At 63.9% G+C, this 12,761-nt stretch carries 13 protein-coding genes; all 13 read left to right on the forward strand.

The annotated features are described in order from the left end of the window. Window positions 1-270 precede the first annotated feature (270 nt). On the forward strand, window positions 271-1,374 hold the full coding sequence (gene plsX / locus DXT59_RS08390; RefSeq protein WP_116136447.1) for a phosphate acyltransferase PlsX: 1,104 nt from the start codon (window positions 271-273) through the stop codon (window positions 1,372-1,374). Next, window positions 1,375-2,364 carry a beta-ketoacyl-ACP synthase III gene (locus tag DXT59_RS08395; RefSeq protein WP_116136448.1) on the forward strand — a complete coding sequence of 330 codons (990 nt, stop codon included), beginning with the start codon at window positions 1,375-1,377 and terminating at the stop codon, window positions 2,362-2,364. A 91-nt stretch (window positions 2,365-2,455) separates the two neighbouring features. Next, a complete protein-coding gene (gene fabD / locus DXT59_RS08400; protein WP_116136449.1) occupies window positions 2,456-3,394 on the forward strand; it encodes an ACP S-malonyltransferase in 939 nt (312 codons plus the stop codon). Between the two features lie 87 nt (window positions 3,395-3,481). Beyond that, window positions 3,482-4,228 (forward strand): 3-oxoacyl-ACP reductase FabG, encoded by a 747-nt coding sequence (fabG, locus tag DXT59_RS08405; protein ID WP_116136450.1) that lies wholly within the window; start codon window positions 3,482-3,484, stop codon window positions 4,226-4,228. A gap of 150 nt (window positions 4,229-4,378) precedes the next feature. Further along, complete coding sequence (gene acpP, locus DXT59_RS08410; RefSeq protein ID WP_004197638.1) at window positions 4,379-4,618, forward strand: acyl carrier protein; 240 nt, start codon at window positions 4,379-4,381, stop codon at window positions 4,616-4,618. A gap of 158 nt (window positions 4,619-4,776) precedes the next feature. Next, complete coding sequence (gene fabF, locus DXT59_RS08415) at window positions 4,777-6,015, forward strand: beta-ketoacyl-ACP synthase II (RefSeq protein ID WP_116136451.1); 1,239 nt, start codon at window positions 4,777-4,779, stop codon at window positions 6,013-6,015. Window positions 6,016-6,031: 16 nt separating this feature from the next. Next, on the forward strand, window positions 6,032-6,475 hold the full coding sequence (locus tag DXT59_RS08420; protein WP_116136452.1) for a hypothetical protein: 444 nt from the start codon (window positions 6,032-6,034) through the stop codon (window positions 6,473-6,475). A 140-nt stretch (window positions 6,476-6,615) separates the two neighbouring features. Further along, window positions 6,616-7,215 (forward strand): RNA polymerase sigma factor RpoE, encoded by a 600-nt coding sequence (rpoE, locus tag DXT59_RS08425; RefSeq protein WP_102646011.1) that lies wholly within the window; start codon window positions 6,616-6,618, stop codon window positions 7,213-7,215. 78 nt (window positions 7,216-7,293) lie between these two features. Then, window positions 7,294-7,905: a sigma-E factor negative regulatory protein gene (locus DXT59_RS08430; RefSeq protein WP_116136453.1), complete on the forward strand. Its 612-nt coding sequence runs from the start codon at window positions 7,294-7,296 to the stop codon at window positions 7,903-7,905. Between the two features lie 4 nt (window positions 7,906-7,909). Then, window positions 7,910-8,947: a MucB/RseB C-terminal domain-containing protein gene (locus DXT59_RS08435; protein ID WP_116136454.1), complete on the forward strand. Its 1,038-nt coding sequence runs from the start codon at window positions 7,910-7,912 to the stop codon at window positions 8,945-8,947. A 19-nt stretch (window positions 8,948-8,966) separates the two neighbouring features. Continuing rightward, window positions 8,967-10,490, forward strand: coding sequence for a DegQ family serine endoprotease (locus DXT59_RS08440; RefSeq protein WP_116136455.1), 1,524 nt, complete (start codon window positions 8,967-8,969; stop codon window positions 10,488-10,490). After that, window positions 10,487-10,747 carry a glutaredoxin family protein gene (locus tag DXT59_RS08445; RefSeq protein WP_116136456.1) on the forward strand — a complete coding sequence of 87 codons (261 nt, stop codon included), beginning with the start codon at window positions 10,487-10,489 and terminating at the stop codon, window positions 10,745-10,747. Before DXT59_RS08440 ends, DXT59_RS08445 begins: the two co-directional genes overlap by 4 nt. A gap of 212 nt (window positions 10,748-10,959) precedes the next feature. Continuing rightward, window positions 10,960-12,753 carry a translation elongation factor 4 gene (gene lepA, locus DXT59_RS08450; RefSeq protein WP_116136457.1) on the forward strand — a complete coding sequence of 598 codons (1,794 nt, stop codon included), beginning with the start codon at window positions 10,960-10,962 and terminating at the stop codon, window positions 12,751-12,753. Window positions 12,754-12,761 lie beyond the last annotated feature (8 nt).

The following is a 12,761-nucleotide window of genomic DNA, read 5'->3' on the forward strand; positions in this document are numbered from 1 at the left end:
GATGCTCTTGCGCGGCGAGTGGCTCGCGTGAAACGCTCCGGTTCGGACAAAAGGCGGCATTCAACTGCCGTTTTTTTGTGTCGATCGCAGTCGGCGCCTAGGCGTTCGATGCAATCGCATGCTTTGCGATCGACCGGGGCCGACGTCTCGGCACTCGCTTCCTCCCCAAGCGGAGCACTTACTCTGGTCTCATGCTTCGCGGCCGGCCGCAGCCGATGTGTCTGCGCGCGCCGCGGTTCCCTGCATAGCGCCTGAAATTCGTCGCAGTCCATGACTATAAAGCTCACGATAGATTGCATGGGAGGCGACCACGGCCCGTCCGTGACCGTTCCCGCTGCCGTCAGCTTCGTTCGCGCGCACGCCGATGCGCAGTTGATGCTCGTCGGCCTCGAAGCTCCGATTCGTGCTCAACTGAAGAAGTGCAAGGCGCAGGACAATCCGGCCCTGACAGTCGTGCCGGCATCGGAAGTCGTCGCCATGGACGATCCCGTCGAAGTCGCGTTGCGCAAGAAGAAGGATTCGTCGATGCGCGTCGCGCTGAACCTCGTCAAGGACGAGGTGGCGCAAGCGTGTATTTCGGCCGGCAATACGGGCGCGTTGATGGCGGTGTCGCGCTACGTGCTCAAGACGCTTGCCGGCATCGAACGTCCCGCCATCGCCTCGGCGCTGCCGAACTCGCGCGGCTACACGATGATGCTCGACCTCGGCGCGAACGTCGATTGCGAGCCGCAGCATCTGCTGCAGTTCGCGGAGATGGGGCACGCGCTCGTGTCGGCGCTCGAGGGTAAGGATCGCCCCACGATCGGCTTGCTGAACATCGGCGAGGAAGTCATCAAGGGCAACGATACGATCAAGCGAGCCGGCGAGTTGCTGCGTGCGAGCACGCTGAACTTCCGCGGCAACGTGGAAGGCAACGACATCTACAAAGGCACGGCCGACGTCATCGTCTGCGACGGTTTCGTCGGCAACGTCGCGCTCAAAACGTCGGAAGGATTGGCGCAGATGCTCTCCGAAATCATCCGCGAGGAATTCGGACGTTCGCTGCTCACGAAACTGATGGCCTTTTTGGCGCTGCCGGTTTTGATGCGGTTCAAGAAGCGCGTCGATCACCGGCAATACAACGGTGCGGCGCTGCTCGGTCTGCGCGGGCTCGTCATCAAGAGCCATGGCTCCGCCGATGCTTATGCGTTTGAGTGGGCTATCAAACGCGGGTATGATGCGGTCAAAAATGGCGTCCTGGAACGCCTGGCGCGAGCGATGGAAGAAAACGCATATCCGCTCGCGCAAGCAGCGCGCGACGGCGGCGGCGCCGGTCACGCGAATCTCGCCGGCCGTCCGGCCGAGCCTGACGCCGCCGTATCTTCGAAAGCATAAATGGCTCAATCGAATCTTTACTCCCGCGTGCTGGGCACCGGCAGTTATCTGCCGCCCGGCCGCGTCACGAATCAAGAGCTCGCCGATCGCCTCGCCAAGCAGGGGATCGAGACGAGCGACGAATGGATCGTCGCTCGCACGGGCATTCATGCGCGGCATTTCGCCGATCCGGATGTCACGACGAGCGACCTCGCGCTGATCGCCGCGCAGCGCGCGATCGAGGCGGCCGATATCGACCCGCAGTCGATCGACCTGATCGTGGTTGCCACGTCCACGCCCGATTTCGTGTTTCCGAGCGTGGCTTGTTTGCTGCAAGACAAGCTGCAGATCAAGAGCGGCGGGGCCGCGTTCGACATCCAAGCGGTCTGCTCGGGCTTCGCCTACGCGGTCGCCACCGTCGATGCGCTGATCCGTAGCGGTCAGCACCGCACGGCGCTCATCGTCGGGGCGGAAACCTTCTCGCGTATCCTCGATTTCAACGATCGCACCACCTGCGTGCTGTTCGGCGACGGTGCCGGCGCGGTGATTCTGCAAGCATCGGACGAGCCGGGCGTCGTCGCGAGCGCCATGCACGCGGACGGCAGCTACGCGAACATCCTGTGCACGCCGGGCCATGTGAACGGCGGTGTCGTCGCGGGTAGCGCCTTTCTTCATATGGACGGGCAAGCGGTCTTCAAGCTGGCCGTCAACGTCCTCGAGAAAGTCGCCCTCGAAGCACTGCAAAAGGCCGATTTGTCGCCCGACCAGGTCGATTGGCTAATTCCGCACCAAGCCAATATCCGTATCATGTCGCACACGTGCCGCAAGCTCGGGTTGCCGCAAGAGCGCATGGTCGTCACCGTCGGCGAGCACGGCAATACGTCGGCCGCATCGATTCCGCTCGCATTCGATATCGCGGTGCGCGACGGCCGGATCAAGCGCGGCCAGAACGTGCTCATCGAAGGCGTCGGCGGCGGCTTCACCTGGGGCGCCTCGGTCATCCGTTATTGAGCCGCGGCGCTCGAGCGGCTCGGCCGGACGAGCGCCGGCCGGTTAGCACGCGTGCGTGCGGCACGCATCAAGCTTCACATTTGGGGACGATATGAAATTTGCGTTCGTTTTTCCTGGGCAAGGATCGCAGTCGGTCGGCATGCTCAACGCATTCGCCGACCGCGCAGTCGTGCGCGAAACGCTCCAGGAAGCGTCCGACGCGCTCGGTCAGGACCTCGGCAAGCTGATCGCCGAAGGGCCCGCCGAAGAACTGAATCTCACGACGAACACGCAGCCCGTGATGCTCACGGCCGCCTACGCGATCTATCGCGCGTTTCGCGAAGCCGGCGGCGCGGAGCCGGCGATCGTCGCCGGCCATAGCCTCGGCGAATACACGGCGCTCGTGGCGGCCGGTGCGCTCGCATTTCGCGACGCCGTGCCGCTCGTGCGTTTTCGCGCGCAGGCGATGCAAACGGCGGTGCCCGTGGGCGTCGGCGGCATGGCCGCGATCCTCGGTTTGGACGACGATACGGTGCGCGCGGTCTGTGGCGAAGCCGCCCGTGAAAGCGGCGCCGTGGTCGAAGCCGTCAACTTCAATGCGCCCGCGCAGGTCGTGATTGCGGGACATAAGGCCGCCGTCGAGAAAGCGTGCGAGATCGCGAAGGCCAAGGGCGCCAAGCGCGCACTGCCGCTGCCCGTTTCGGCGCCGTTCCATTCGTCGCTGCTCAAGCCGGCCTCGGACCAATTGCGCGAGTACCTCGCAAGCGTCGAGGTCAAGGTGCCGCGCATTCCCGTCGTCAACAACGTCGACGTCGCCATCGTGTCGGAACCCGCCGCCATCAAGGATGCGCTCGTGCGCCAGGCAGCCGGCGCGGTGCGCTGGGTCGAATGCGTGCAGTCGATGGCCAAGGACGGCGTGACGCACGTGATCGAGTGCGGGCCCGGTAAAGTGCTCGCGGGTCTGACCAAGCGAATCGACGGCAATCTCGCGGGCGCGGCAATTACCGACCCCGCCTCGCTCGACGAAACGCTGAAGCTTATCGGCGCATGAAGCGCTAGCGTCCGTCGGGCGTGCTTGCGCGAATCGCGCACGGCACGCGCGCCGACTGGACTGCCCGTTCAATGGATCATCCCAATCATGGAAAAAGCTCTCGATAAACAAGTGGCGCTCGTGACGGGCGCTTCGCGCGGCATCGGCCGGGCGATTGCGCTCGTGCTGGCGCGTCAAGGCGCAACCGTCATCGGCACTGCGACGAGCGAAGCCGGCGCGGCCGGCATCACGGAAGCGCTCGCGGCCGAGGGGCTGGCGGGACGCGGCGCCGTGCTCGAAGTCAACGACGCGCAAGCCGTCGATGCCATGATCGAGTCGCTCGTGAAGGAGTTCGGCGCGCTGAACGTGCTCGTCAACAACGCGGGCATCACGCGCGATCAACTCGCGATGCGCATGAAAGACGACGAATGGGATGCCGTCATCGACACGAACCTGAAGGCGGTATTCCGTCTGTCGCGTGCCGTGCTGCGCCCGATGATGAAGGCGCGCGGCGGGCGCATCATCAACATCACGTCGGTCGTGGGTTCGGCCGGCAACCCCGGGCAGATCAACTACGCGGCGGCCAAGGCCGGCGTGGCGGGCATGACGCGCGCGCTCGCGCGCGAGATCGGCAGCCGCGGCATTACGGTCAACTGCGTGGCCCCGGGCTTTATCGATACCGATATGACGAAGGTGCTCCCCGAGGAGCAACAGGCCGCGCTCAAGACGCAGATTCCGCTCGGCCGCCTGGGCAGCCCCGAGGATATCGGCCACGCCGTCGCGTTCCTTGCCTCGCCGCAGGCCGGTTATATCACCGGCACGACGTTGCATGTGAACGGCGGCATGTACATGTAGTCACGGATTTCGTTTAACATCCGCGCCGACGCTGGAAGCATGAGGCTTTCGACGGGGCGCCAAGCCATGCCTTGAGCGCGCTTTTTTGACCAGGCAAACCTGATAAAATGCGCGCACTTGGATTTTTGAACTTTTTCCCTCGGAGGGGTAATGGACAACATCGAACAGCGCGTCAAGAAGATCGTCGCGGAACAACTGGGCGTCGCCGAAGCTGAAATCAAGAACGAAGCTTCGTTCGTGAACGACCTCGGTGCTGACTCGCTCGACACGGTCGAACTCGTGATGGCGCTGGAAGACGAGTTCGGCATGGAAATTCCGGACGAGGAAGCCGAGAAGATCACGACGGTCCAACAAGCGATCGACTACGCACGCGCAAACGTCAAGGCTTAAGGCCCGAGCGCCTCGCGCTGTACGCTGGCTGCGGTTTGACGCGCATCTGCCGTCGGATTCCGATGCTAGTGCCGAATTTATAGCCACAGGGCTCACAGGGGCGGTTTCCTGTGACCGCTGTGGCTTTTGCTTTTGTCATTTATGGAAAAGGGGTTACCGTGAGCCGTCGCCGTGTTGTTGTTACAGGCCTGGGTCTGGTATCGCCTGTCGGCAATAATGTTGCCGACGGCTGGGCCAATCTGGTCGCCGGCAAGTCCGGCATCGCGACCATCACGAAGTTCGATGCGACGAACTTCTCGACGCGCTTCGCCGGTGAAGTGAAAAACTTCAACGTCGAAGACTACATGTCCGCCAAGGAAGCCCGCCATATGGATACCTTTATCCATTACGGCATGGCGGCGGGCATGCAGGCGATGAAAGACAGCGGATTGGAGATCACTGAAGCGAACGCCGAGCGCGCCGGCGTCGTCGTGGGTTCGGGTATCGGCGGCTTGCCGATGATCGAAGTCACGCAGACCGAGCTGCTCAATCGGGGGCCCCGCCGGATCTCGCCGTTCTTCGTTCCCGCATCGATCATCAACATGATCTCGGGCCACCTGTCGATGCAGTTCGGCTTGAAGGGCCCGAACCTCGCGATCGTCACGGCCTGTACCACGGGCTTGCACTGCATCGGCGAAGCCGCGCGCTTGATCGAGTACGGCGATGCCGACGTGATGTTGGCCGGCGGCGCGGAGGCCACGGTGTCGCCCCTCGGGATCGGCGGCTTCGCCGCGGCGCGCGCGCTGTCGCAGCGCAATGACGACCCCGCGACGGCAAGCCGTCCCTGGGATGTCGACCGCGACGGCTTCGTGCTCGGCGAGGGCGCGGGCGTCATGGTGCTCGAAGAGTATGAGCACGCCAAAGCGCGCGGCGCGAAGATCTATGCCGAAGTCGGCGGTTACGGGATGAGCGCGGATGCTTATCACATGACCGCGCCGCTCGAGGACGGCGACGGTGCGCGCCGCTGCATGAGCGCGGCCTTGCGCAACGCGGGCGTCAACGCGGACGAGGTCGACTACGTCAACGCGCATGGCACCTCGACGCCGCTCGGCGATCTCGCGGAAACGACGGGCATCAAGCGCGCGCTGGGCGACCATGCGAAGAAGGTCGTCGTCAATTCCACGAAGTCGATGACGGGTCACTTGCTCGGCGGTTCGGGCGGCCTGGAGTCGGTGTTCACGGTGCTGGCGATCCATCATCAAGTCTCGCCGCCGACGATCAACATCTTCAATCAGGACCCGCAATGCGATCTCGACTACTGCGCGAACGAAGCGCGGGAGATGAAGATCGATGTGGCACTGAAGAACTCGTTCGGCTTCGGCGGTACGAACGGCACGCTCGTCTTCAAGCGCGTCTGAGCGCCGCGGTCCACGCGTGGATCCCGATCTCGAAGCCGATTCGCGAGCGCCGCGGCGGGTGACGCTGCGGCGCTCGCGCGCGGTGCGCCTCGCGGCGTTCTCGTTCGGGTGCGTTTGCGTGGCAGCCGTGCATTCGACTGTCGCCGCGCATATGGGCGTGGTGGACGCGCTTTGGCTCGCCGGGGCCGCCGCGGCGGCGCTTTGGGCCTCTTTCGCGCGCTACGAGCGCCGCCAACCGTTGCTGCTCGAATTGACGCCCGATGGCATCGCCGGGTTCGACCGAGCCGGGCGGTGCCTGTTTCAGGGGCGCATCGCCGGCTGCTCGCAATGGGCCGAGCGTCTGCTCGTGCTCGCTGTGACGGGCGCGAAGGGCCGGGTGGACACGTTCGTCGTGGCGGCCGATGCCGTCGATGCCGCTTGCTTCCGTCTGCTGGCGGTGCGCGGGCGGCATCCCGTTTAAGCGAGCCGTCGAAAGTTTCGTGCCTGGCGGTCCGAATCTGTAACGCCGGTAACAGCCGTTACACACTGAGCATGGGGCGATGATAGGGACGCTACAATAGCCGTCCGCGACGCATCCCTCCAAGTAAACGGACCCAACAGGTGAGCGAAAAAGAAATCGACCAGGTTCTGGTCGAACGCGTGCAGCAGGGCGATAAGGCCGCGTTCGAACTCCTGGTCTCGAAATACCATCGCAAGATCATTCGGCTGATCTCGCGGCTCGTGCGCGACCCCGCCGAAGTCGAGGACGTCGCGCAAGACGCGTTCATCAAGGCTTACCGGGCGTTGCCCCAGTTTCGCGGCGAATCGGCGTTCTACACGTGGCTCTACCGCATCGCCGTCAATACGGCAAAGAACTATCTGGCCACGCAGAGCCGGCGTGCTCCCACCTCGACCGAGGCAAACGCCGAAGAGGCGGAAACTTTCTCGGACGCCGATCAACTAAGGGATATCAACACGCCTGAGTCGTTGTTGATGAGCAAGCAGATCGCGCAGACGGTCAATGCCGCGATGGCCCTATTGCCGGAAGAACTCCGGGTGGCCATCACCCTTCGTGAGATCGAGGGACTGAGCTACGAAGAGATCGCCGAGATGATGGATTGCCCCATCGGTACGGTTCGATCGCGTATTTTTCGTGCTCGCGAGGCAATTGCGGCAAAATTGCGTCCGCTACTGGGCACGCCGGAAGGCAAGCGCTGGTAGCCGCCTCGCGGCGGCGCGTAGCGGCGATAACTGGATACGGTCGGTTTACTACGGGGTGTGTGTAAGATGGGGAGCGTCATGGGGTCGGTCTCGATGCAATCGCAGGGAAGCTCGCGAGGCGAGCATGTGTCGGCATTCGTCGACGGGGAAGGGCTCGACGCCCCGGCATCACTCGATCAATGGCTGGCCGGGTTCGATCATGAAGATCGCTCCGCTTGGTCGGCTTACCATCTGATCGGCGACGCGTTGCGTTCGGACGACCTGGCCATTCATCCGGCCAAGAGCGAGACGTTCCTGGCGGGCGTTGCCGCTCGACTCGAAGCCGAGCCGCATATCCTCGTTCCTGCGCAGGTTCCCGCGCGGCGCGGCGCCTCGGCCGTGCTCAAGCGGCGCGTCGCCCCGGCGCTGGCCGTTGCCGCGGCCTGCGCGATGTTGAGCTGGATCGTCGTTCCGCAGTGGCACGGCTTCGGCTCGACGGTCACGGTGCAATCGGCGGCCACGAGCGCCGGCGGCGACGGCGTGCAGTCGGTTGCGATGACGAGCGCGCCCGGTGCCCCCGAAGGCAACATCATCCGCGACGCGCAATTGGATCAGTATTTGGAAGCGCATCAGCAATTCGCTCAGCAGCCGATGGCGGTCGCTTCGATGCCGCTCATCCGCGCGGCCGCTCAGACTTCGCAGGGCCGCTAAGCCGATGCGGACAATGCGCTCGATGGGCGCCGCCGCCCCGCGGCAATGGGCGGCGTGGCTTTTGTTTGCCGCCGCGATGTTTTCCCTGTCCCCGCAAGCCGCTCGCGCCGACTCCGACGCGGGTGCGCGCCAGCAGGCGGGCGCTCTGCTGGACCGCATCCAGGATGCGGCCCGGCACGAGAACTACGAAGGCGTCTTCGTTTTTCAGCACGGCAACTTCGTCCAGTCTTCGCGGATTGCCCACTATTTCACGCATGACGGCGAATTCGAGTCGGTCGAAAGCCTCGACGGCCAGCCCCGTAAGCTGTTGCGTCACGACGATGACCTCTATACGTTCGTGCCCGATCGGCACCTATGCGTCGTCGAAAAGCGCCTGAACAAGGATTCGTTCCCCGCACTGATCAGCGAGAGCGGGGCCCAGGTCCTGTCGGTCTACGATCCGAAGATGCTCGGCGCCGACCGCGTCGCTGGGCTCGATGCACAGGTGATCGAGCTCGATCCGAAAGACGCCTTCCGCTTCACCTACAAGCTTTGGGCAGAGGCGAAATCGGGCTTGCTGCTGCGCGTGCAGACGCTCGATACGTCGGGTCAGGTGCTCGCGCAGGCCGCCTTCACGCAAGTGCGCGTGGGCGTACCGCCGCAAAAGGCCGGCATCGCGGCGGGCATCCGCGGCACGCACGGCTGGACGCTCGTGCGCCCGCCTGTTTCGCCGGTCGATATGCAGGCGCAAGGTTGGCGCATGGCGCCTGATATTCCGGGCTTTCACCCCATCCGCGAGCTGCGCCGGCTGATGGCCGCGCGTGATCCGCAGGCCGCCCCCATCCCGGTCGATCAAGCCGTGTTCTCCGACGGGCTTTCGACCATCTCCGTATTCGTGGAGCCGGCCGAAGGCAATTCCCGCAAGGAAGGGGCGGGCAGCACCGGGGCTACGCACGTGCTTGTCACACGTTATCGCGATTATTGGATCACCGTGCTCGGCGAAGTGCCGCAAGCGACGCTGCAGCGGTTCGCGTCTGCCATAGAATACAAAGCTACCAAGTAACGCTTCGGCTTCCCCTGTTATGACGACTCTTTCGGTGCGCAAATTCCTAGCGGCCGCCGCGGCGATGGCTTGCCTCTCGTTTGCGCCCCATGCGCAATCGGCCGTGCCCGCCGCGAGCCTGCCCGATTTCACCGACCTCGTCGACAAAGTGGGGCCGGCGGTGGTCAATATCCGCACCACGACGACGCTGGCGCCGAGCTCGAGCAGCCAGCGCCCCGCGCCGCCGGGGATGGGCGACGGGGACATGTCCGAATTCTTCCGGCGCTTTTTCGGCATTCCGTTGCCGCAAGGGCCGCGCGGCGGCGATCCAGGCGATCGTGGCGACCGCGGAGATCGCGGCGACCGTGGCGGTAGCCCGGACCAATCGGACAACAACGACGACGAGAAGAGCGCGGGCGTCGGCTCGGGCTTTATCCTGTCGGCCGACGGCTACGTGATGACGAATGCGCACGTCGTGGACGATGCCGACAACATCTACGTCACGTTGACCGACAAACGCGAGTTCAAAGCCAAGCTGATCGGCGTGGACGATCGCACGGACATCGCGGTCGTGAAGATCGACGCGACGAATCTGCCGACGGTGACGATCGGCGATTCGAACAAGGTTCGCGTGGGCGAGTGGGTCGTGGCGATCGGCTCGCCGTTCGGTCTCGACAACACCGTGACGGCCGGGATCGTCAGCGCCAAGGGGCGCGAGACCGGCGATTACTTGCCGTTCATTCAGACCGACGCAGCCGTGAACCCGGGCAATTCGGGCGGTCCGCTGATCAACATGCAAGGCGAAGTGATCGGCATCAACTCGCAGATTTACAGCCGCACCGGCGGATTCATGGGGATCGCCTTCGCGATTCCGATCGACGAGGCAATGCGGGTAGCCGATCAACTCGAGACGACGGGCAAGGTCGTGCGCGGCCGGATCGCTGTGTCCATCGGCGAGGTCACGAAGGACGTGGCCGAATCGCTCGGTTTGCCGCGCGCGCAAGGTGCGCTCGTGAGTAGCGTCGAGCCGGGCGGTCCGGCGGATAAAGCCGGCCTGCAGCCGGGCGACATTATCTTGAAATTCAACGGCACGACCGTGGAGACCGATACGGATCTGCCGCGCATGGTCGGCGATACGAAGCCGGGTAGTCATGCGACGGTGACCTTCTGGCGCAAGGGACAATCGCGCGAAGTGCCGATCGCGGTCGTGCAGACGCAACCCGACAAAACCGCCAAGGCCGACGAGCAGCAAAGCCCGCCGCCGAAGCCGCGGCCGTCGAATTCGCTGGGGGTGACGGTGTCGGATTTGTCTCCGAGTCAGGTGAAGTCGCTGAAACTGCGCACGGGCGGCGTCCAAGTGGAAGCCGTCGACGGCCCCGCGGCGCGCGTCGGGCTCCAAAAAGGCGACATCATTTTGCGGGTGGGCGATACGGATATCTCGAGCGCGAAGCAGTTCGAGCAGGTGACGGCGCATCTCGATCCGAAAAAGATGGTGGCCGTGCTCGTGCGCCGTGGCGAGAACACGCAATTCGTGCCGATCAAACCTCGCGCGCAAAGCAAATGACCGCCTTGCCCGCCCGGCATTTGACGCTTTACTCGCGGGCTTGGTGCCACCTGTGCGAGCAGATGCGCGAGGCGCTCGAGCCGCTCGTGCGCGAATTCGGCGCGACGCTCGAAGTGATCGACGTCGACGCCGATCCGGCGCTCGTCGAGCGTTACGACGAACTCGTGCCGGTGCTCGTCTGCGAAGGCGTGCAACTTTGTCATTACCGGCTCGACGGCGAGCGCGTGCGGGCGGCATTGGCGCGGCCGGGCGCGTGACCCCAATGCAGCCGCCGGGCCACGCGTCGACGGCCCCCCGAGCCGGCGTTCCAACGCTTGCGGCCTCATCGGCCGTCACCGATACGAACGGCCCCCATGGCGAAATCCGCCGTGGCGAGGCCATTTCGGCTAAAATAGGCCGTTTTTTCACATACTTACAAGGCGTGCTCCGCAGTCGTCCGAGCGCGCCTTTTTCGCTTGATCGGCCCTGAATGGATCACATACGCAACTTTTCGATCATTGCGCACATCGACCATGGCAAGTCGACGCTCGCCGATCGCATCATCCAACTGTGCGGCGGCCTGTCCGACCGCGAAATGGAATCGCAAGTACTCGACTCGATGGACCTCGAGCGCGAGCGCGGCATCACGATCAAGGCGCAAACGGCCGCGTTGCATTACCGCGCGCGCGATGGCAAGGTCTATAACCTGAACCTCATCGACACGCCGGGCCACGTCGACTTCTCGTATGAAGTGAGCCGTTCGCTATCGGCTTGCGAAGGCGCGCTGCTCGTCGTCGACGCAAGCCAGGGCGTCGAGGCGCAGACGGTCGCCAACTGCTACACCGCGATCGAACTGGGCGTCGAAGTCGTGCCCGTGCTCAACAAGATCGATTTGCCGGCGGCCAATCCCGAGAACGCGATCGCCGAAATCGAGGACGTGATCGGGATCGACGCGACCGACGCCGTTCGGTGCAGCGCCAAGACGGGGCTCGGCGTCGAGGACGTGCTCGAGTCGCTGATCGCGAAGGTTCCCGCGCCCAAGGGCGATCCGGACGGCCCGCTGCAGGCGCTCATCATCGACTCGTGGTTCGATAACTACGTCGGCGTCGTCATGCTCGTGCGTATCGTGAACGGCACGCTGCGTCCGAAGGACAAGATCAAGCTGATGGCCACGGGAGCGCAGTATCCCGTCGAGCATATCGGCGTGTTCACGCCGAAGTCCAAGAACCTCGAGTCGCTGTCGGCGGGGCAGGTGGGCTTCATCATCGCCGGCATCAAGGAACTGACGGCGGCGAAAGTGGGCGACACGGTCACGCTGGCCACGCGGCCGGCGCAAGAGCCGTTGCCGGGCTTCAAGGAAGTGAAGCCGCAGGTGTTCGCGGGCTTGTATCCCGTCGAGGCCAACCAGTACGATGCGCTGCGCGAGTCGCTCGAAAAGCTCAAACTGAACGACGCATCGCTGCAATATGAGCCCGAGGTGTCGCAAGCGCTCGGGTTCGGTTTCCGCTGCGGCTTCCTCGGCTTGCTGCACATGGAAATCGTGCAGGAGCGGCTCGAACGCGAATTCGACATGGATCTCATTACCACGGCGCCGACCGTGGTCTATGAGGTGGTCCAGGGCGACGGCTCGATCATCATGGTCGAGAACCCGGCCAAGATGCCCGATCCTTCGAAGATCGAAGAGATCCGCGAGCCGATCGTCACGGTGAATCTGTATATGCCGCAGGATTACGTGGGTTCGGTCATCACGCTGTGCACGCAAAAGCGCGGCAACCAGATCAACATGCAATACCACGGCCGCCAGGTGCAGCTCACCTACGAAATCCCGATGGCCGAGATCGTGCTCGACTTCTTCGATCGCCTGAAATCGGTATCGCGCGGCTACGCGTCGATGGATTACGAGTTCAAGGAATACCGCGCGTCCGACGTCGTCAAGGTCGACATGCTGATCAACGGCGACAAGGTCGATGCGCTGTCGGTCATCGTGCACCGGTCGCAGTCGCAATACCGCGGCCGCGAAGTCGCGGCGAAGATGCGCGAAATCATTCCGCGTCAGATGTACGACGTGGCGATTCAAGCCGCGATCGGCGCGCACATCATCGCGCGCGAAAACATCAAGGCGCTGCGCAAGAACGTGCTGGCGAAGTGCTACGGGGGCGACATCACGCGTAAAAAGAAGCTGTTGGAAAAGCAAAAGGAAGGCAAGAAGCGAATGAAGCAAGTCGGGTCCGTCGAGATTCCGCAAGAGGCTTTCCTCGCAATCTTGCGCGTCGAAGACAAATAACAGGACCT

It is taken from the genome of Trinickia diaoshuihuensis, from assembly GCF_003390925.1.
In the GTDB taxonomy this organism is placed as follows: domain Bacteria; phylum Pseudomonadota; class Gammaproteobacteria; order Burkholderiales; family Burkholderiaceae; genus Trinickia; species Trinickia diaoshuihuensis.